Origin of the sequence: Paeniglutamicibacter sp., assembly GCF_046714615.1 — a bacterium.
Taxonomy (GTDB): domain Bacteria; phylum Actinomycetota; class Actinomycetes; order Actinomycetales; family Micrococcaceae; genus Paeniglutamicibacter.
The window spans coordinates 116525-135024 of the sequence record NZ_JBKKAP010000082.1 but is presented as its reverse complement, the minus strand read 5'-3'; the positions used below and the strand labels follow the sequence as shown (position 1 = coordinate 135024).

At 63.4% G+C, this 18500-nt stretch carries 19 protein-coding genes and 1 pseudogene; 6 read left to right on the top strand and 14 right to left on the bottom strand.

What is annotated here, in order from left to right; all coding sequences use genetic code 11:
- Nucleotides 1-168: 168 nt before the first annotated feature.
- Nucleotides 169-564 carry a hypothetical protein gene (locus ACLQ7E_RS10055; protein WP_411732443.1) on the top strand — a complete coding sequence of 132 codons (396 nt, stop codon included), beginning with the start codon at nt 169-171 and terminating at the stop codon, nt 562-564.
- A 33-nt stretch (nt 565-597) separates the two neighbouring features.
- Here the strand turns inward: ACLQ7E_RS10055 and ACLQ7E_RS10050 are convergent, their stop codons facing one another.
- The 7 genes and pseudogenes from ACLQ7E_RS10050 to ACLQ7E_RS10020 form a co-directional block, all read right to left on the bottom strand.
- Nucleotides 598-1899 carry a hemolysin family protein gene (locus ACLQ7E_RS10050; protein ID WP_411732442.1) on the bottom strand — a complete coding sequence of 434 codons (1302 nt, stop codon included), beginning with the start codon at nt 1897-1899 and terminating at the stop codon, nt 598-600.
- Between the two features lie 451 nt (nt 1900-2350).
- On the bottom strand, nt 2351-2686 hold the full coding sequence (locus ACLQ7E_RS10045) for a hypothetical protein (RefSeq protein WP_411732463.1): 336 nt from the start codon (nt 2684-2686) through the stop codon (nt 2351-2353).
- Nucleotides 2687-2698: 12 nt separating this feature from the next.
- Nucleotides 2699-2821 (bottom strand): annotated as a pseudogene (locus tag ACLQ7E_RS10040) (Clp protease N-terminal domain-containing protein); the annotation flags it as partial.
- Nucleotides 2814-3035: a helix-turn-helix domain-containing protein gene (locus ACLQ7E_RS10035; protein WP_411732441.1), complete on the bottom strand. Its 222-nt coding sequence runs from the start codon at nt 3033-3035 to the stop codon at nt 2814-2816. The gene ACLQ7E_RS10035 and the pseudogene ACLQ7E_RS10040, both read right to left, overlap by 8 nt.
- Before the next feature lie 179 nt (nt 3036-3214).
- Nucleotides 3215-3946: an SDR family NAD(P)-dependent oxidoreductase gene (locus ACLQ7E_RS10030; RefSeq protein ID WP_411732440.1), complete on the bottom strand. Its 732-nt coding sequence runs from the start codon at nt 3944-3946 to the stop codon at nt 3215-3217.
- Nucleotides 3943-4986: an LLM class flavin-dependent oxidoreductase gene (locus tag ACLQ7E_RS10025; protein WP_411732439.1), complete on the bottom strand. Its 1044-nt coding sequence runs from the start codon at nt 4984-4986 to the stop codon at nt 3943-3945. Before ACLQ7E_RS10025 ends, ACLQ7E_RS10030 begins: the two co-directional genes overlap by 4 nt.
- Nucleotides 4987-5270: 284 nt before the next feature.
- A complete protein-coding gene (locus ACLQ7E_RS10020; protein ID WP_411732438.1) occupies nt 5271-6539 on the bottom strand; it encodes an MFS transporter in 1269 nt (422 codons plus the stop codon).
- A gap of 115 nt (nt 6540-6654) precedes the next feature.
- Between ACLQ7E_RS10020 and ACLQ7E_RS10015 the strand changes: the two genes are divergently transcribed.
- Nucleotides 6655-7548, top strand: coding sequence for a LysR family transcriptional regulator (locus tag ACLQ7E_RS10015; RefSeq protein WP_411732437.1), 894 nt, complete (start codon nt 6655-6657; stop codon nt 7546-7548).
- 1224 nt (nt 7549-8772) lie between these two features.
- Here ACLQ7E_RS10015 and ACLQ7E_RS10010 read toward each other — a convergent pair.
- The 5 genes from ACLQ7E_RS10010 to ACLQ7E_RS09990 all read right to left on the bottom strand — a co-directional run bounded on the left by ACLQ7E_RS10010 (nt 8773) and on the right by ACLQ7E_RS09990 (nt 12345).
- On the bottom strand, nt 8773-9159 hold the full coding sequence (locus ACLQ7E_RS10010) for a DoxX family protein (protein ID WP_411732436.1): 387 nt from the start codon (nt 9157-9159) through the stop codon (nt 8773-8775).
- 40 nt (nt 9160-9199) lie between these two features.
- Nucleotides 9200-9883 (bottom strand): CE1759 family FMN reductase, encoded by a 684-nt coding sequence (locus ACLQ7E_RS10005; protein ID WP_411732435.1) that lies wholly within the window; start codon nt 9881-9883, stop codon nt 9200-9202.
- Nucleotides 9880-11067 (bottom strand): CE1758 family FMN-dependent luciferase-like monooxygenase, encoded by a 1188-nt coding sequence (locus tag ACLQ7E_RS10000; RefSeq protein ID WP_411732434.1) that lies wholly within the window; start codon nt 11065-11067, stop codon nt 9880-9882. Before ACLQ7E_RS10000 ends, ACLQ7E_RS10005 begins: the two co-directional genes overlap by 4 nt.
- A gap of 100 nt (nt 11068-11167) precedes the next feature.
- Nucleotides 11168-11644: a MarR family winged helix-turn-helix transcriptional regulator gene (locus ACLQ7E_RS09995; protein ID WP_411732433.1), complete on the bottom strand. Its 477-nt coding sequence runs from the start codon at nt 11642-11644 to the stop codon at nt 11168-11170.
- A gap of 434 nt (nt 11645-12078) precedes the next feature.
- Nucleotides 12079-12345: a hypothetical protein gene (locus tag ACLQ7E_RS09990; RefSeq protein WP_411732432.1), complete on the bottom strand. Its 267-nt coding sequence runs from the start codon at nt 12343-12345 to the stop codon at nt 12079-12081.
- Nucleotides 12346-13182: 837 nt separating this feature from the next.
- Here ACLQ7E_RS09990 and ACLQ7E_RS09985 point away from each other — a divergent pair.
- A complete protein-coding gene (locus ACLQ7E_RS09985) occupies nt 13183-13614 on the top strand; it encodes an SRPBCC domain-containing protein (protein WP_411732431.1) in 432 nt (143 codons plus the stop codon).
- Between the two features lie 337 nt (nt 13615-13951).
- Here the strand turns inward: ACLQ7E_RS09985 and ACLQ7E_RS09980 are convergent, their stop codons facing one another.
- Complete coding sequence (locus ACLQ7E_RS09980; RefSeq protein WP_411732430.1) at nt 13952-14521, bottom strand: hypothetical protein; 570 nt, start codon at nt 14519-14521, stop codon at nt 13952-13954.
- A gap of 798 nt (nt 14522-15319) precedes the next feature.
- Between ACLQ7E_RS09980 and ACLQ7E_RS09975 the strand changes: the two genes are divergently transcribed.
- The 3 genes from ACLQ7E_RS09975 to ACLQ7E_RS09965 are packed head-to-tail and all read left to right on the top strand — an operon-like array spanning nt 15320 to nt 17832.
- A complete protein-coding gene (locus ACLQ7E_RS09975) occupies nt 15320-16285 on the top strand; it encodes an arginase family protein (RefSeq protein ID WP_411732429.1) in 966 nt (321 codons plus the stop codon).
- Nucleotides 16282-17157: a GDSL-type esterase/lipase family protein gene (locus ACLQ7E_RS09970; protein WP_411732428.1), complete on the top strand. Its 876-nt coding sequence runs from the start codon at nt 16282-16284 to the stop codon at nt 17155-17157. The genes ACLQ7E_RS09975 and ACLQ7E_RS09970 overlap by 4 nt, the downstream gene beginning before the upstream one ends.
- A 36-nt stretch (nt 17158-17193) precedes the next feature.
- Nucleotides 17194-17832, top strand: a complete 639-nt coding sequence (locus ACLQ7E_RS09965) for a LysE family translocator (RefSeq protein ID WP_411732427.1) — start codon at nt 17194-17196, stop codon at nt 17830-17832.
- Nucleotides 17833-18089: 257 nt separating this feature from the next.
- Here ACLQ7E_RS09965 and ACLQ7E_RS09960 read toward each other — a convergent pair whose 3' ends face one another.
- Nucleotides 18090-18398, bottom strand: a complete 309-nt coding sequence (locus ACLQ7E_RS09960; RefSeq protein ID WP_411732426.1) for a hypothetical protein — start codon at nt 18396-18398, stop codon at nt 18090-18092.
- Nucleotides 18399-18500: the final 102 nt, after the last annotated feature.

Here is an 18500-nt window from a genome sequence, read left to right as displayed (position 1 = left end):
ACCGCGCTCCGCACCCGGAGGATTGCCGAAGCAAGCGTTCGCTGTCCGTCCAGCCCGGCGAAGCCCACTCGGGGCACCCCGGCGCTTATCATCACGGCCAGTCGTTGTGCTCCAACGCAGCGGCTGCCGGTATCGATGCCTGCACTTGGCAGCGGATAAGATTGGAGCATGACCGGACCCGCAGGTGCCTTGGGCCCGATGCTGGAAATGATGTCGTGGGTGGGATTCGTCCTCGGCATCCCGCTGGTCATCGCGGGCTGGATCGTCGCCAAACGCCGGTGCCCGTGGACTAACACAACCGCCGAGGTCTTCGAAGCCGGCGGGTACAAGGGCTTCCGCTGGTCCGATAGTGAAAACACACCGCACCTCTCCCTGCACGATCCCGCAGAGACCCTGGGATTGGATGCCGGCACCCGAATTGAGCTCCACTACGACCAATGTCACCCCGACCGATGGGCGCTGGGACCGCCCCAAAACGACAACCCTGTCCTGCTCATCGGCTGGATACTCACGGGGACCGGAATCCTGTGCACCGTTGCTGGATTCATCCTCATGATGTTCTGACCCAAGAGCGCTCTGCCCTGTGCCATGGACCGCTCACAATTGCTCCGGCCGCCCGTTCACCGGCGTCACCCGGATCCGGGCAATGCGCAGCCGGTCCATGGTGGTGACCGTCAACACGTGGCCCGATGCCTCCACCCGGTCCCCTGCACGGGCCAGGCGGCCCAGGCGATCGATGACAAACCCGGCGACCGTCTCATAACGCCCGTCCGGCAGCGCTATGCCGGATGCTGACTCAAACTCCTGCAGGATCAGGCCGCCATCGACGACGAGCGACCCATTGCCCACGCTGATCCGGTCCTCGTGCTCGGCCCCGGTGTCGTACTCGTCATAGATCTCACCGACCAGTTCCTCGACCAGGTCTTCCAGGGTGACGATACCGTCCGTTCCCCCATACTCGTCCACCACCAGCGCTATGTGCTGGCCCAGCCGGCGCATCCGGGACAGTGAAGGCAGCACCTTGTTCGTTCCCGGCAGCGGAAGAATCTCACGAACAATGTCCTTCACCATCCGCTCGTCGGGCTTCTCGTCCCGGGGCATCAGGTCACGGATGTGGATGAAACCAAGGACATCATCCCGGCTCCCGTCAATCACGGGATATCGTGAATGCGGGCCGTTCCTGACCCTGCTCAGTGCCGCCGCGACTCCCAGATTTCCATCGATGAACGTCACCTCGGTGCGGGGACGCATGGCCTCCTGCAGCGAACGGTCCCCGGCCCCGAACACGTCGGCCAGGATGCTGCGGCGGTGTTCCCCGAGCATGTCGCTCTCGGCAACCATGACCCGGAGTTCCTCGAAGCTGACGCTCTCCTGTTGTGCGTGGGGATCACCGCCAAACAGCCTGACCAGCGCGTTGGTTGAGACGGACAGCAGCCAGATGACGGGCCGCATGATTTCCGAAAGGATGTTCAACGGCGGGGCCAGGACCTTGGTGAAACTAGCAGCGGACTGCATGGCCAGCCTCTTGGGCACCAGCTCGCCCAGCACCAGGGAAAGGTGGGCCACCAGCAAGGTCATGCCGATAAAGGACACCGGTTCAGCCGCTGATCCCAAACCCGCGCCTTCCAGGAGGGGTTCGATGTCAGGGGCAATCGTGGAGGCGCCGTAGGCGGCCGAGAAAAACCCCGATAGCGTCACTCCGATCTGGACGGTTGAGAGGAAGCGGTTGGGGTTCCGGGCCAACACGGCGATTCTGGCGCCGCGTTTTCCTGCCTTTTCGATCTGGCGGATCTGGCTCTCCCGGAGGGAGATCAACGCCATTTCCGTACCGGCGAAGACGCCTCCCAACAGCATAAAGAAGAGAACCAACAAGAAATTGACCAGGGTTCCGGTGTCCATGAGTCGACTTAACCGAACTGACGTGACATAACCCCGGTGGGACGGACAATGGGGGGCGGCGGCCAACGTCCCGCAACCCGGAACGCCTTCAGGACCCGATCCCGTCAGGGATCTTGTGCGCCTCATTATCCTAAGGTTTCCAAGACGCCACAGCGTGGCTATCCCAGGCGAAGTGATTGAGCCGGTTTCCGCGCTGCAGATTGTCTCGGAAAGTCATCTCGCCAATCCGACACAGACTAGGGCGACCCATTTGCCGATCCCCATCGCGCCACTCCCCGCCAAGAATTCGACAGCGACGGATGTGAAACTAACCGCTGAGCAGCGGTCCTTTCACTTCGATAGTTGTCGTCATCGCGACGCCCGGAACGGAACCGCTCAAGTGCACTGTTTGCCGTTTCCGCCAGCGCCGACTTCAACAAATAGATCGGCGCTTCACGCTGGGACTGGTTCCTCAGGCTGCGTCGGGGTTTACCAGTGCTGAGTGAACGGCCTGCAGGTCGATTTTGAGCTCAGCCAAGAGGACGGCGGCGGGGTCCGGTGCGCGGAGGTCCAGGACAGTGCTCAGGAGGTGTCGCGCTTCGAGGCTTCGAGAGTGCTCGATTGCCGCACGGCCCAGGGCAACCCGCATCAGGTCTTTGGCGCCCGAGTTGAACGGCGTACGTTTCGTCCTGCTGATGGGCGCCCAGCCCGCTTGTCCGCCTCGCAGATCGACACCGATGGCCCGGAGAGCAGTTGAGTCGAGGGTTTCGGAGGAGTCCCGGGCCGCCACGAGACTTACGCCCAGCATTCCGGCGATTCTCGAGTCATGAAGTAGACCAAGGAGTAGGTGATCCGTCCCGATTCGGCGGTCGCCTCGGCCCTGCGCTTCTGCCACGGCGTGGACGACCGCGTTCCGCGCGCCTTGGGAAAATCTTTCAAACATCGGTCACGCCTTTCTTTCCGTACTTAACGTGGACTGACTGCCGGGATACGCCCAGTGCGTCTCCGATCTGCTCCCATGACCAGCCGGCCTCTCGAGCTGCCTTAACGTGCGTGGCCTCGACGCGTTCGGCAAGCCGCCGCAAGGCGCCGACCGCGCGAAGTCCTGTGGCTGGATCCGCCTGGCGAAGGCGCTGGGTAAGATCTTCTTCCATCATGTCGTCAGTTTAGACTGACATATTCAATGCGTCAATGTAGACTGACAAATTGCATCGCTCGTTCGATTTCCGGGAAAGCTGGCCATGGTGACGCCGTCGCGCATGCCGATCCGCCACCGCGACACCCCGCAGGATTCCTGCTGCGCTTCGCGAATGAACCGACCATGGCCCAGGCACTGTCACAGCCCGCCGGCGACCCGGATCGTCGTGCCCGTGGCGTAACCGGCATCGTCGGAGAGCAGCCAGGCAACCGCCCCCGCGATCTCCTCGGGCCTGCCCGCGCGGCCCATCGGGATCAGGGCCGCTGCCTTCGCGGGGCGCTCGCTGTCCTGGTGGAAGTCGGTCCACACCGTCCCGGGTGCGACGGCGTTCACCCTGATGCTTTTCGACGCGAGCTCCTTTGAAAGGCCAACGGTGAGCGCCTCGACGGCGGCTTTCGCCGCGGCATAGTGGACATAGGTTCCGGCGCCGCCCAGCGTGGCGGCCGCCGAGGAGATGTTGACGATGGATCCGCCGCCGCCCTGGCTCAACGGGCCGATGGCGTACTTGGTGCAGGCGATCACGCCCCACAGGTTCACCTCGAGATCCCGGCCGATCTGCTGAAGGTCGTTGTCCTCGAGCGCACCGATCGCGGAGGCCGAGCCGGCGTTGTTCACCAACCCAGTCAGGGTTCCAAAGGCCCTGGCCTGGTCAAAGAGCCCGGCCACCGACTGTTCCTCGGTGGTGTCGGCCTGCAGGACCAGTGCACGTTGGCCCGTGCGCCTGACGTCGGCGGCCACTTCCTCGGCGGCGTCCCTGTCCCGAAGATAGGTGATCACGACATCGTGCCCCTCTGTGGCCAGCCGGCGGCTGATCGCGGCACCGATTCCGCGGCTTCCGCCGGTGACCACCGTCAACTTGTCCGCCATCATGCACCCCGCGGTGCAGGCACGGCAGCGGTTTCCCGCTTGACGACGGGCAGCACTTCGGTCATGAACAGTTCCAGGGATTCGTTGACCATGTTCCAGGGAAGGTTGCCGACATCGATCTGGCCCAGGAAACGGTCGATTCCCAACAGTTCGACGCGCTTCATGATCTCCTCGATGACCTGTTGGGGGCTGCCCACGGGAAGGCCGTTCTGGATCCATGAGTCGTAGGCCTGGCGCGGGAATACGCCGCCGCCGGTCATGCCCATCTGGCGCAGGTATTCGGCGTAGTAGGGGTAGAAGGAGTCGCGGGCGCCCTGCGAGGTCTTGCCGATGAACATGTGCCCGCTTGCGCCCAGGCGCAGCTCGGCGGGATCGTGTCCGGCGTCTTCCGCGGCGCGATGGTAGAGCTCCACCCGCGGGATGAACTGCTCGGTGCCGGTGAAGAAACCCATGATCATCGGCAGTCCCAGCGAGCCTGCACGCATGGCCGAGGCCGGGGTGCCGCCAATGGCGACCCAGATGGGAAGGGTTTCCTGCTTGGCGCGCGGGACGACGTTGGCCCGATCCAGCGGGGCCCTATACCGCCCCTGCCACGTGACCACCTCGTCGCGGCGGATCTGAACGAGCATGCGGAGTTTTTCGTCGAAGAGCTCGTTGTACTGGTCCAGGTCGTAGCCGAAGAGGGGGAAGGATTCGGTGAAGGCCCCGCGGCCGGCGACGATTTCGGCCCGGCCACCGGAGAGCTGGTCCAGGGTGGCGTACTGCTGGTAGACGCGCACGGGATCCTGGCTGGAGAGCACGGTGACTCCGCTGGTGAGGCGGATCCGCTTGGTCACCGAGGCCATGGCGCCCAGGACGACTTCCGGGGCCGAGAGCGTGAAGTCCGGGCGGTGGTGCTCGCCCAGGGCGATTACGTCCAGCCCTCCCTGGTCCGCATTTCGGGCGAGCTGGACCAGCTGGCCCAGGCGCGTGGTGACGTCCGTGGTGGCCAAGCCATCCGAATGCTGGTTGATCTCGCCGAAGGTGTAGATGCCGAGTTCCATGATTGTCCTTGTCCTTTGTTTGTGGTCGTCTTGGTCGGTCGTGGAGGCGAGGCTCCGCGGGTTGAGGATCGCTCCGGGTCCCCTCGAGCCACCCTCCGAGGCTCCCCGTTCCGGGTTCAACGTGCGCACCCGGCATCCACGGCCAAGGTACCGGGGCGGGCCGGGCGTCGTCTCGGGCACGTGATGGCCGCTGGCGTTTCAGTGGCCTCCATGACGGTCCGCCCGGAGGAGTGGAACGCCGCGGGCCGCCACGGTTCTGGGTCCCGTGGCGGTCCGCCTGCGCATCAGGCCTTGGCGCGGTTCCGGCTCAGCACCGCGACGGTGGCCAGGAGTACGAGCAGGATGCCGGTCAGCCAGGTCATGGCGGTGACGCTTGAGACGTACTGCGTGACCACGCCCAGGCCCAGCGCCGGAAGGCTGAGGCCGAGGTAGGACACGAGGAAGAGCCCGGCCAAGGCCGCCCCGCGACTGGCCGGAACGGCCTGGGAGGCCACGGTGCCGACGGCGGACTTGAACAGGACGCCCGCCCCGATCCCGGTGACGATCCCGGCGATGAGGAAGACCGGCATGCTGGCCAGGTGCATGCCGACGGTGAGGGCGAACAGCCCGATGGCCTGCGCGAGCAGGCCCAGGGCCTGCTTCGCGCCCTGGGACATGCGGCCGGTCAGCGTCTGGGCGACGGCGGCGGATCCGAAGACGGCGAACACCACAAGCCCTGCAATGGCTTTCGAAGGCTGGTTCAGCACGCCGCTGACGAAGTTGGAGGCCACGGAGGTGAAGACCCCGAAGACGGCGAAGGATGCGAACCCGGCGGCCATGGCTGCCACGTAGCGACGGGGGTCGCCGTGGTTGGCGCTGGGGAACTGGGGCCGGTAGGCCGGGCGGACCACGTTCTTGTCCACGGTTTCCGGTGCCAGGGCGACGGCTACGATGCTCAGGACCAGCAGGACCAGAAAGACGATGTAGGGCGTGCGCAGCGGGGCGTCCACGTACTGGGCCAGGAATCCTGCCACCAGCGGGCCGACGCCCAGGCCGCCGATGTTGGCGGCGGTGGAGACGATCTCAAAGCGCTGGCTCGAGGCGTGGGGGCGGTGACGCTTGTGCAGGTCGTGCAGGTGCGCGGTGGCGGTGGCGGTGAGCATGCCCATGCCCAGGCCGCTGATGAAGCGGGCCAGCAGCAGCACCGACAGCGAGGGAGCAGCGATGAACATGGCGGCCGCGACCACCTCGAGGACCAAGGACAGGATCAGGATCTTCTTGCGCCCCGCCCAGTCCGAAACGTGTCCGGCGAGCACGAGGCTGATCATCACGCCCAGGGCGTAGGCGGCGAAGATGATGGTGATCATGAAGGTGGAGAATCCGTCGCGGTCCTGGTACAGCGAGTACAGCGGGGCCGGGACGGCACAGAACGCCATCGAGGTGAGGAACGCGAAGGCAATGAACCAGAACCCTGCATGGTCCCGGGCCGGGCTTGGGGTATGGGTGAGGGTGGTACGCGTCGGGGCGTTGGTTGCGCCGGTGGCGTCGACGGGGGTGTATGTCCTGGTGGACATGGGGGTGCTCCTCAAGTGGGCGAAGGGGATATGGTTCCAGCATCCGGCAAACCATCCATCAAGTCCAACGGTGATTCGTGCATGCAACTATCTATATTTGAGATAGATTGAGGGGATGGAACTGCGTCATTTGGAGTACTTCATTGCCGTCGCCGAGGAGCTGAGCTTCACCGCCGCCGCCGAACGCATGTACGTGGTGCAGTCGGCCGTCTCCGCTGGCGTCAAGGCCCTGGAGCGGGAGCTGGAGGCGACGCTGCTGGACCGGACCTCCCGGCGCGTGGACCTCAGTGCCGCCGGGGCCGCGTTCCTGCCCCATGCCTACGCCACGCTCGATGCCGCCCGCGGCGCCCGCGATGCCCTTGCCCAAGTGCAAGGCGGGTTGCGTGGCACCGTGCGGGTCGGCACCATGACCTCGGTCGGCATCATCGACGTGCCAAGCCTGCTCGGCGACTATCACCGCAGGCACCCCAACGTCCTGCTGCAACTCAGTGCGGTGCCTTCGGGCTCCCAGGGGTTGGCCGAGGCCGTCGCGGCGCGCCGGCTGGATCTGGCCTTCGTGTCCATTCCGGGCGGGAACCCGCCCCGGGTCACGCTGACCGACCTCGCCCTCGAGCCCATGGACCTCATCGTCCCCGCCGACCACCCGCTCGCGCAGGCCCCCGCCGTGGCGATCACCGACCTCGCGGACTACAATTTCATCGATTCCCCTGTCGGCTACGGCAACCGCGCCGTCGCCGACAGGGCCTTCGCCGTCACGGGCACCCCCCGCCGCGTCACCATCGAAGTCACCGACATCGCCACCGCCCCCGCCTACGTCCGCAACGGCCTGGGCATCGCCCTCCTGCCCCGCTTCGCGTTACACGGAATCAACGGCACCCAGGACGTGGCAGTGCTGCCGGTCACCGGTGCGGACCTCCTGTGGCCCATGTCCCTGGCAACCCCCAGCGACCGCACCCTTGGCGCCGCCGCCTCGGCTCTGGTGGAGCTCATACACGACCGGCTCACGTAGCCACACCGGGGTACGGGTGCCCCTCAATCGACCTGCAAGATCTCTTTTGACATGCCATCAGCCGCCCCGTGTCGTCGGCGAGGAGTCCGCGATCGTCGTGGCACTCATGCCTCCTTGGGAGGTTGGTGTCTTGCTTATTCACTCACGTAGGAGCACTGCTATGGACGGGAAGCACCCCCGGCCGCCGCGCAGCGCTCGGCAACCAAGGTGCGCCCATCCCAAGCAAAGGCTTCAACCAGGCCAGGGGAACCAGCGGTGCGCAACTGAGTGCCACACAATGAGGAGAGCAAACGCGGAAAAACATGACCGGCCGATATTTGCGATCTCATCGACTACGTCCGATAAGCCGATGGCCCACCGCGACACCCTGGCACTAAGAATCCGGCAGTTAGCCTATCTAGATCTTCGTGGCGTGGGTTGTTGATCTTGGGAACATGGGCACCCCAGAGCGGTAGCCGCGATTAGGCCATTGTGAAAAATTCACTCCTGACCAAACCGCACACTCGTTATCAATGCCGAAAAAACCCGGTCCACCAAACAGGTGGGCCGGGCGGGAGTGCCTTGGACCATGGGGAACTACGCCGAATCCCACGACGATGACGAGGGTGTGCACGATCGCCGGGAGCGACGGGCGGGATTCAGGGCTGAACGTAATCTGGCGATGGTGTGCACGCGGTCGGGTGGGTCCCGGCGTCCACAGGTGTGCGGGAAAAGACCGAAGGAAATATCTTTTGCCGTGCCCCGGTGGTCGCGGGGTCAGCAACGGACCTAAGGGAAAACCCCCGCGGCCGCACACCTTGGGGGTGGGCGCGGACGCGGGGGCTGTGATCCCGTCCGGTGGCCTCTTGGGGATGGCACTTCCGGACGAGCTTTCCACGTTACCCGTACAACTAATCGATTGAAAAAAACGCATTCGAACTGGTCTACGCACAGCGGTACTGCGTGGTGGCATAAGTAAACGTTCAAACTCGTGATTTTCGCTAGCCCTCGTCTTGAGAGAAGCCAAATGCGGAACGACCGGTCGACGTTCTCCTGACGGGCGCTTTCAGAGCGGGAAAACGATATTGTGCTGCGCTTCTATAACAGCGCCCGTTGGCCGACCCCCTTAAGGAACGCTGTCGAATGCTCATCCGGACAACCCTGTGACTGTAGTGGTCCAAGCCAACGGGTAAGTGCTGGTGTAAATGATGCGGCCCCGCCTGCTACGGCAGGCGGGGCCGTTTCTCATCGGGTCGCGACGATGAGGATCGCCGAGGCGATCCCGAGTGCAACAAGCACGAAGTTGACGGGCAAAGCCTTCGCTTCGCCGCGCTTGAGGTGCAGGCCGATCGCGAGGACCTGGATGAGGGTCAACCCGATGACGGCAGCGAAGGAAACCCACACGGCAGCCTCCCAACCAGCGAGGGTGTGCGCGAGGACCAGCGGGAGGATCGCGCCGATCGCGCCAATGACCTCCGACCAGGCGGCGAAGTACGCGGGGGCTTTGCCGGTGGACTCGGTCCAGGGCATCTTCTCCTGCAGCTTCGGCCAGGGCATGGAGGCCTTGCCCGCTCCGGCAAGGAGGTTGAAGGCGGCGAGGATGCCCGTGACGATCCAGGTGGTGATGAGCATGTTTCTTTCCTTTTCAGGTGGATGTAGGTGAAGGGTTGTGTTAGCTGCCGCCGCGCGCGAGGCGCATGAGGTCGGTGTCGAAGTCGACATCCTCCGCGGTGCGCTCGGCACGCGTGGCGTTGCCGCCGAAGCTGTGCTGGTAGCCGCCCCAGCCGCCGTCGGCGATATCCCGCCCGACGCCGCTGAGCGCGAGCGTCGCCAGTTCGCCGCCGGCGCGGTCGATGCGCGTACCGAAATCCGCGGAACCCCAATCCTCCGGGGCCGCGAACAGCGAGGTCGGCGCGGGCAGCGCGCGCAGGAATGCGAACAAGGGGCGCAGCTGATCGTCGACGACCATCGCATGCCGTGCCGACCCCGCAGTGGCGGCGAGCAGGACCGGCTTGGCAATGAGCAGGTCGTTGTCCAGCAGATCGATGAAGGACTTGAACAACCCGCTGATCCCCGCCTTGTACACCGGCGTGGTCACAACCAGGGCGTCAGCCGCGGCGAGCCGCCCGATCGCCTCCTTCACCGCCTCGGTGGGGAACCCGCTCACCAGGCTCTGCGCGATCTGCGCGGCGATCGGCGCGAGCTCAATCACCTCCGCGGCGACGTTTCGCGCCGAATCCCGCAGCCGCGTGGCCGTGGCCTGGACGGCCCGGTCGGTCAACATGCGCGTCGTCGAAGGGTCACCGGTACCAGCGCTGATAGCGACGATCCGGAACGGAGCTTCACCCAGGCTCATGCGAACCTCGGCATCTGTGCCGGCGTGGCAGGATCGCTGTCCAGGTAGGGCAACGGACCGGAGGTGTTGTCGCCGGTGTTGGGGCGCGGACGTGCCTGCCGCGGCTCGGCATCGCCGTACTTCGCCTTGAGAAGCGAGGCGTGCGTCGGGGCATCCGGAACGCCGGGGGCCCGGCGGGAGTCCATCTCCTTGCGTAGCACCGGCACGACCTCGGTGGCCAGCAGTTCTACCTGTTCGAGGACGGCCTCGATCGGCATGGACCCGAGATCGATATTCCACATCTGCCGCTGGTAGTCGCCGAAGCCCTCTTGGAAGGTGAGCGTCTTGTCGATGACTTCCTGCGGTGACCCGACCGACAGCGGGGTGGTTTCCGCGACCCGCTCAAGGGTCGTGCCCTGGAAAATCGGATGGGACTCCAAATGCGGCCGGAACGCGGTGTACGCATCCTGGGACCGCTTCGCGATGAACGCCTGCCCGCCCAGACCCACGATCGCGTCTTGCGCCCGGCCATGACCGTAATGCTCGAAGCGCTGCCGGTAGAAATCCACGAGCGGCTTGAAGTGGAAGTTCGGCGCGAGGATGTGGTTGGCGAAGTACCCGTTGCCATGGAACGCGGCCTGCTCGGCGATCTCCGGGGTGCGGATCGCGCCATGCCATACAAACGGCGGCACTCCATCCAAGGGCCGCGGCGTCGCCGTGAAACCCTGCAGCGGGGTGCGGAACCGGCCCTCCCAATCGACAACGTCCTCCCGCCACAGCTTGTGCAGCAGGTTGTAATGCTCGAGGGCGAGCGGCACGCCGTCGCGAATATTCTGCCCGAACCACGGGTACACGGGCACCGTGTTCCCGCGGCCGAGCATGAGGTCCATGCGGCCGTTGGAAACGTGCTGCAGGAACGTGTAGTCCTCGGCGATCTTCACCGGATCGTTGGTCGTGATCAGCGTGGTGGACGTGGACAGGATGATGTTCTGCGTCTGCGCCGCGATGTGGGCGAGCAGCACGGGTGGGGCCGAGGCGACGAACGGCGGGTTGTGGTGCTCGCCGACCGCGAACACATCCAAGCCCAGTTCGTCGGCGGCCTTCGCCAGCCGGATCGTGTCTTGGATGCGCTGTGCCTCGGAGCGCGGGATGCCGGTGGCCGGGTCGGGGGCGATGTCGCCGACGCCGAAGATGCCGAACTGCATGGCTAATAGGACCTTTCGCTGTAATGGGAAGTGCGAAGGGACCGTGCGGGTGCATGCGGGCCGGGGCGCGCGGTCTCGTCAAGGGAGAACTAAGAAGTGGTCAATTCTGCGGATCGAGGTTCAGATGTGCTTGGAGTGCGCGGGTCAGGCCCTCGACCTGGACGAGCTGTTCGTCGGTGAGTGCGTCGAGGAACAAATCCTTGACTGCGCGCAGGTGTGGGACGGACCCCGTCCGGAAGGATTCCGTTCCGGCCGGGGTCATGCTCACCTCGATGCCATGCACGTCGTCTGCGCACGTGGTGCGCCCGATCAGGCCTCGCTTCTCCATGCGCCCCAGATGGTGCGAGAGGCGGCTGCGTTCCCACCCGATGTGCGAGGCGAGCGCCGATGCGCGCAGCGTCTTTCCGGCCGCCTCGCTCAGTGCGAGCAGGACCTGGTAGTCGCCCGAGGACAGCGAGGACTCGCTCTGCATCCTGCTGCCCAGTCGCGTGCGAAGCACTTCCGCGGACTCGATGTAGCCGCGCCAGATGTGCAGCTGCTCCCGCGTGGGCATTGCGCGTTGATTGTTCCGGACCATCGGACCTCCTGGAGTTGATACGTCAACTCTAAGCTCATTGGATTGACACGTCAACTCCTTATGCGGATCCGGATCCTCCGCTCCGTGTACTTCGCTGACCCGAGGCTCTTCCTGGGCTTCAGTCCCCGGGATGATGCAGACCCTGCCATGCCCCGACCACACAATCCGTGATCGGGCTTGGGAACCGTCCACTCTCGTTCTTCGACTTACCCTGTCCGGTAGAGATTCCCCCTTCGCTACACAGACGCTAATTCACACGTATTGGCGGGCGCCTGACGCCTGCACGGCTGTCCTACCTGATAGAACACTCCTACTGCCGGAAATTCGAACAACTGCGTCCGGTACCTCGAAGCAATGCTCTGGGCCGGGAATAGGAAATTCCGATGCGTTACTCTCTGCAGCGCCACCCCTCGACCGGGGCATGATTGCCATCATCAAAAAAGGGGACGCGCCGTGAGCCCTTCCAGGCTTTTAGGCAGATCGCCGGAATAGAAGGCAAAGCCGGGGAATCCACCCCAGCTGACGGACGTCCGGAAGTACTCGACGAGAGAAATTCCTGGCCGGCCGGCGACACCAAGAAGTACTGGATCCGCATGGCTGTCCGGAAGCCGGACCTCATGTGCCCCTCCACTGATGTTGGCCTTGTGCAGTTCGTCGGGGGCAAACTGGAACGGTTCATCCGAGGCAAGACGAGAGTCCATCCGGCGTTCCTCCCATTCGGATTCGAATTGGAGGATGTCCGGGAGGCAGAGCGGATCAGGGAAGTTCCTGCCTGGTGGCATCCCCCTGACTCGCGAGGAAGGGCCGCGGTGATAGTGCAGCGAAATGTCGGCGCAGTCCCCTAGCAGGGACACGTAACCGATACGGGTCATGCTTGCCTTCAAGGCCTCGGGCAGTGGGCCCAAGGAGCTCTCCATCCTCGCCAGACGATCAATTACGTCCGGTGGCGGAGGGATCAAGACGGGGACATCGGAGTTTGCCGGCTCAAAGCCCAGGGAGAAAAGACCGTCGACGATGGAACGAATCTGAGCATTCGCTCGCGCCATGGTTGCCCGGGCCACGTCGGCAACGTCAGCCTGCCGCATAGATGGCACCGGCCCCAAACGCCGTATCTCATCCCAGACTTCCGTCCACTCACCGGCCTCGTATCGACTCGCCAGAGACATCATGTGTTCAGACTACTTCGTACTGATCAGGAAACGACCCAGTAGACCTTCGGCATACGGACCGGCCTGCGGGACACCGAAACCGCCATTCCCAACTGTGAATTAGTCACCATTCTCAACCAACAGTCACAGTGTCGTGGTTCTGCAATACGTCCGTGGACGATCCGAACGGCGTTGTTTAAGAAATCGCGCACAATCCTTGCCGGCGTATCGACGAGGACGGCAAAGTGGTTTTCCGCCAAATTGCCTTCCGAGCGTCCGCTGACAACAGGGTGGCCAAGTACTGCACGTCCCTGTTCCAGCACCTTCGTTCAAGGTACCGTAGGGGCCAATGAGGGTGGACGCCACCGGATCCAGAAGCAGGAGAAAGCAATGACTGGGAAGTATGTCGCGACCTCGACGATCACGATCGATGCACCTACAGATCGGGTGTGGGGCGTACTCACCGACCGTGACGCGATCAAGGAGTTCATGTTCGGCACGGATGTCGAGACCGATTGGACAATCGGCGCCCCGATCGTCTGGCGCGGCGTTTGGAAAGGCAAGGAGTACGAGGACAAGGGTGTGGTCCTCGAGTTCGAACCTGGCCGGCGACTCGTGAACACGCATTACAGTCCGCTGAGCGGCCAGGATGACACGCCCAAGAATTACCACACGCTCACGTGGACACTGGCGGGTGAGGCCGGCGCGACGGAGCTGACGTTGTCGCAGGATAACAACACGAGCGTTGAAGAAGCCGAGCACTCGAAGGGCATGTGGGACAACCTTGTGAAGGGAGTGAAGACAATCGCCGAGCGAGACTAGGCGTTATGGCCGGTCCCCAAGGTGCCCGTTCAGCGTTCCCCTGCTGGGACCTGGGGTGCAACCTTATGATCGATTCTTGGTTGACCTGGCAGCAAACCAACCGGGCAAGCTCACCAACAGTCCCACGACACCAACAATCGCCATCGCCCAAAGAGCAGGGGCCGGTCCCGAGGTCAAGTTGTTCTCGTCCATGACGACCCCTGCCGAATATAGGGCGATCCCACCGCACACCAGCGCGGTCAGGCTCACCCCAAGGGCCACCGACCATACGGCTCTCCGATTCGAACCCACAATGCACTCCTTCACAGCGGCAGCCGGCTGGCTCGCGTCCACGGCCTCATCCATGTTCGGACGTACCGCGAACAGCGCGCCATCCCAGATTACTGGCGCTCACTCCCGATCCACGAGTGCAGCATTGCAAACAAATTAGCGTCCCGGTCAGGGTTCCGCTTGTGGAACAGCTGTCCTGGTTAGTCCCAGCGTTTGATTCCAAACGATCCTCGAACCACAGCGCTGATGCGAGGGCTTCCACTGGATCTCTTAGCAGGAAAACGCCCCGTATGCCCTCAACATAGTCGACGATCTTCCTCCGGATTTCTGCATCATTGAAGACATCCGTCTCTACCCGCCACTTACCCGTGAAACGATCAGCGAAATCCACGAAATCGGGGGAACAAGCCCTGACGTAGAAGATGTTCCCTATCTCTTCTGAGAAGACTCCGAAAGTTGTCTCGTTGACGATTAAATTGTAAACAGTACCCCATGTCGTTCCCTTCGCACCAAAAGGGTCCTTCGAAAAAATCCTCTCGCAGAGGTACTCTTCGTCTCCTGGATCCTCGCTCCAGGATTCGTACAGAATCACGGGAGACAACTTCTTGATCAGTGAAATCATTCCCTTACTATCCATGCTCGGCATCCATGTTGCTAGATTCGTGCGTAGTGTTCATTCTCCATGTGGGAGGTGACCCCAGCCACTGCAATTCGGGGCGCGCGGACGCCCGCGCAATCTGCTGCAGGGTCATCGAACAGACGGCACAAGACAAATGGCAACAAAGCTTGAAAGCAATGGGGCCAATGTCCCGCTGGCGCTTCGCTCACCGGTGCTCACGGTCCCTCCAGCCTCGGACCCCAGCAGGAGGGGCAGGGTGTTGAATGGCCTGTCTCTTGATCTTGGTGAGCCTCCAGTCCGAGCCATATAGCCGTGGTATCGGGATATACGGTCGCCGAAGAATGCGGCTCTTTTGTTCCGTCACTGGACCTCCCTGGAGAATGAACCTCGAAATCTCGCGGAAGGTTTCCTGCGCAAATTCGATGGTCTCATCCAATCCTTCCGGGACAGTCCGAATGTCGTAATACCGGTTGTCGTAGAGAAGCTCAGGCGCCTCGCTTCCCAATACCAAGGTAAAGACGCCCAGATTGTCCCCCTCGAGATCAACGCACACGCTAGGGCCATGCATATACACGTTCCCCGCTACCCCTACAGGTAATTCCGGGATGATCCTCTCGACACTGTCCTTCAAACGCGCAAGATACCGTGACGCTTTTTCATTGTTTTTCATCATGCTCCAGCGCTTTATGACTTTCAGACAACACCGTACCCCCTCTTGCCATCCCGGTCAGGGCTCCCCTTGTGGGCGGAGTGCCCACGTTCAAGGGCCTTGTGCAATTAAGTGCCACCGCCCTCGGGAGATAACGGCCGTCACTTGTGTACTCCCGAATTCAGACAGCACCGGACACTGCCTTAGCATGGGAACAACCGAACCCGGTTGCGACAGATGAGGTGGGGATTGTGGTCGCCGATTGGGACCTTCAACTGGTGGTGCCGTTGTGGCAGGGAAGCGGCGAGCCCGGTATTGCGGAGGGTGCCCCTCGTCTGGCCGAGATGCTTGCGCCGACGGCACTGCGACATGTCGTGAAACCTGACCTTGGAACACTCCACGCGCACCCGAACGACGGTGCTGCCTCCTTGATCGAGAGCCACGATGCCGTGGAGGCCCACCTGGTCGCGGCATCCAAGAAGTTGCGGGACCTTGGGCCGCGCAGCCTGCTGACCCTGGGTGGAGACTGCACCGTGGAAGTAGCCTCGGTGTCGCACATGGCCTCGATCCACCCGGACCTGCGCGTGGTGTGGATCGACGCCCACGCCGATTTGAACACCCCGGAGTCAAGCCCCAGCGGACACGCCCACGGCATGCCGCTGCGCACCCTGTTCGGCGAAGGCCACCCGCGCCTGGTGCCGTCCACCACCCTGCCTCCGCAAAGATGCGCACTGTTGGGCACCCGCTCCATGGACCCACCTGAGCAGGCATTCATTGCCGCGCACGCGCTGCCGCTGCTGGCCCCCGAGCAACTGCAAAACGAACCGAACCTCCTGGAACAGCTCCTTGACCGGTGGCTTCCGAAAGGCGCACCGCTCTACGTGCACCTGGATCTGGACGTCCTGGACCCCACGGTGTGGCCAGCGGTCGCTGTTCCCGAGCCCGGCGGACTGGACATCACCACATTGGTCGCGGTGATCACCAAGCTTCGGAATCGGGGCAAACTCGTCGGGGTCGGAATCACCGAATATGTACCCGGAGTGGACCACGACCCCTCAACACTGCGGCCGGTGCTGGACGCGTTGGGCATTGCCGTCCACGGACGCGAAAACATCGAAGTTCGGGAGGGATGATGGTGGTTCAGACGACTGCCGCGGAGATCGGGGAACAGCCGGAACCGGATGTGAGGGTCTGCTTTATCGGCGACTCTTTCGTGGCCGGAGTCGGCGACGCCCGGCACCTGGGCTGGGCCGGACGCCTGGCAGCGCACAGCCATGCACAAGGGCAGGCCTTGACCTCGTACAACCTGGGCATCCGACGTGACACCAGCGCCGATATCCTCCGCCGTTTCCAGGCCGAATGCACGCCCCGTCTTCCTTCCGGAAGCCATGCGGGGGTCGTGTTGTCCTTCGGCGTCAACGACACCATGTTTGAATCGGGCGCATCCCGGGTCGCAACCGGGGCCTCGCTCTCCCATTTGCGTGAGCTTTTGACGCAGCTCGGCAAGTCGGGGTGGTCTGTCCTGATGGCAAGCCCGCCGGCGGTTGACGACGACACACACAATGAACGGGTCATTGTCCTGGATGCCTTGTTGGAGGCTGAATGCGCCCGCCATTCCGTGCCCTACGTGAGTGTCGTGAAGCAGATGCAGGGCCATGATATTTGGCGGCGCGAGGTGCGCGAGGGCGACGGGCCCATCCAGGATCCGGAGGCTACGAAGCATTGGCCGCGCTGCTGCAGCCTGCCTGGAACGGCTGGCTTGCTGCCCTGCGGGGCGGACCGGCCAGCGGCTAGACACTGCGGGCCGAGCGTGGAGGGTTTGGCGATGTTTCGCCGTACCGGTCATCACGCCGCAGTACGAGATCCAACACGGTTCACACTGCATCCGAATTCATCCCGACGAACCCACTCGTCACCTACTCTGCATCCACAAGAACTACCGTCCCGTAGAGGGTTCCCCTGCGGACGAGCGCGGGTGGCCCTATGGCGATTGGATTTCCGATAGATTCGACACATCAACGCACAATGTATTGGAGTCGACATGCTACCTGCGGCCAACGGCTGGGCTTTCGCCCTGGCCGCCTTCGCCCTCATCCTCATTCCCGGCCCGAGCGTGCTCTTTGTCATTGGCCGGTCGCTCTCCCTGGGTCGCAAGGGCGGCTTTCTCAGCGTGATCGGGAACGCACTCGGGGCACTTCCGGCCATAGCCCTCGTGTCACTCGGCGTCGGTTCCATCGTCGCAGAATCTGTAGTCGCCTTCATCATCATCAAGTTCGTCGGAGCCGGCTACTTGATGTACCTGGGAGTGGAGGCGATCCGCCACCGCAACGATCACGCCGACACAGCCACCTCGCCGCAAGCGCGACCGTCGTCGTTCCGCCTCATCCGCGAGGGATTCTTCGTCGGGGTATCCAACCCCAAAACCATCGTGTTCTTCGTGGCCGTGCTCCCGCAGTTCGTCAGCTACGAAAACGGCGCCATCCCGCTGCAGATGGCAGCCCTCGGGATGATCTTCTTCGGAATTGGCCTGGCCAGTGACAGCGTGTGGGCACTCACGGCCAGCACGGCACGGGCGTGGTTCGCCCGCAACCCGAAACGCCTCACACACATGGGTGCCGGCGGCGGCGTGGTGATGATCGGCCTTGGCGGGGCGCTGGCGCTCACCGGCAGCAAGACCTAGTTTCGCATCGAATGAAGCGGCCTGATCGGGTGCACAAGCTACTTCGGGCTCATCCACTGCGCCTAAGCCGATACCCCGTTTCCGCAATCTTTTGATGCCGTGAGTTGCGGCGGCCCGTGGCGTCCAATTGTCCATCGCACGTCCCGCGAAGCGTTCCCCTTGTGGAACGGCAACTCGCCATATTCGCAACACTTCACGAGATGATTCGGGGACCGTTCCACCACCCACTTGCGCGGAGCAGGATGCGCCCGGCTGGGTCAGCCCACGGCGACGAGCGTCGCCCAGGCAACGTCGATCACACAAAGCCCATCGTCGGCCTCTCGGTAAAAGACGTCTCCCGGATAGCGGCTCCCGGCCACTGCACCCTCGGGGAGGCCCTCCAAGTTGATGCTCCACTGAGGGTCGAGCGCCGCCTGGTCGACCCAATACCCCGCGAAAAACTCTTCCGGCTCGCCTGCGGAAAGCCCCGACCAATCGCTGGGCGCACCGAGATCCGCCACGGAATCCATGCAGACAATGCCTGACGTTCCACCCGAAGCCAAGTCGCTCACGAGCTTCTCGGTCATTTGAATCACCTGGGCACCATCGTTCCCCCAGATCAGTGTGTCAACCGAGCACCCAGTCAGCAGGGCCGCGAGTGCTCCGGCCGAAAGTCCGCAAACCGCTCT

Bases quoted from the DNA above. Each gene is read 5' to 3' on its own strand.
- ACLQ7E_RS09990 (WP_411732432.1), bottom strand. From the start codon at position 12,345: ATGGACTCTCGTCTTGCCTCGGATGAACCGTTCCAGTTTGCCCCCGAC.
- ACLQ7E_RS10010 (WP_411732436.1), bottom strand. From the start codon at position 9,159: ATGCTCATCACCACCTGGATCGTCACGGGCATCCTCGCCGCCTTCAAC.
- ACLQ7E_RS10045 (WP_411732463.1), bottom strand. From the start codon at position 2,686: ATGCTGGGCGTAAGTCTCGTGGCGGCCCGGGACTCCTCCGAAACCCTC.
- ACLQ7E_RS10030 (WP_411732440.1), bottom strand. From the start codon at position 3,946: ATGATGGCGGACAAGTTGACGGTGGTCACCGGCGGAAGCCGCGGAATC.
- ACLQ7E_RS09985 (WP_411732431.1), top strand. From the start codon at position 13,183: ATGACTGGGAAGTATGTCGCGACCTCGACGATCACGATCGATGCACCT.
- ACLQ7E_RS09980 (WP_411732430.1), bottom strand. From the start codon at position 14,521: ATGGATAGTAAGGGAATGATTTCACTGATCAAGAAGTTGTCTCCCGTG.
- ACLQ7E_RS10055 (WP_411732443.1), top strand. From the start codon at position 169: ATGACCGGACCCGCAGGTGCCTTGGGCCCGATGCTGGAAATGATGTCG.
- ACLQ7E_RS10025 (WP_411732439.1), bottom strand. From the start codon at position 4,986: ATGGAACTCGGCATCTACACCTTCGGCGAGATCAACCAGCATTCGGAT.
- ACLQ7E_RS10020 (WP_411732438.1), bottom strand. From the start codon at position 6,539: ATGTCCACCAGGACATACACCCCCGTCGACGCCACCGGCGCAACCAAC.
- ACLQ7E_RS09995 (WP_411732433.1), bottom strand. From the start codon at position 11,644: ATGGTCCGGAACAATCAACGCGCAATGCCCACGCGGGAGCAGCTGCAC.
- ACLQ7E_RS10035 (WP_411732441.1), bottom strand. From the start codon at position 3,035: ATGATGGAAGAAGATCTTACCCAGCGCCTTCGCCAGGCGGATCCAGCC.
- ACLQ7E_RS10015 (WP_411732437.1), top strand. From the start codon at position 6,655: ATGGAACTGCGTCATTTGGAGTACTTCATTGCCGTCGCCGAGGAGCTG.
- ACLQ7E_RS09965 (WP_411732427.1), top strand. From the start codon at position 17,194: ATGCTACCTGCGGCCAACGGCTGGGCTTTCGCCCTGGCCGCCTTCGCC.
- ACLQ7E_RS10050 (WP_411732442.1), bottom strand. From the start codon at position 1,899: ATGGACACCGGAACCCTGGTCAATTTCTTGTTGGTTCTCTTCTTTATG.
- ACLQ7E_RS09970 (WP_411732428.1), top strand. From the start codon at position 16,282: ATGATGGTGGTTCAGACGACTGCCGCGGAGATCGGGGAACAGCCGGAA.
- ACLQ7E_RS09960 (WP_411732426.1), bottom strand. From the start codon at position 18,398: ATGACCGAGAAGCTCGTGAGCGACTTGGCTTCGGGTGGAACGTCAGGC.
- ACLQ7E_RS10005 (WP_411732435.1), bottom strand. From the start codon at position 9,883: ATGAGCCTGGGTGAAGCTCCGTTCCGGATCGTCGCTATCAGCGCTGGT.
- ACLQ7E_RS10000 (WP_411732434.1), bottom strand. From the start codon at position 11,067: ATGCAGTTCGGCATCTTCGGCGTCGGCGACATCGCCCCCGACCCGGCC.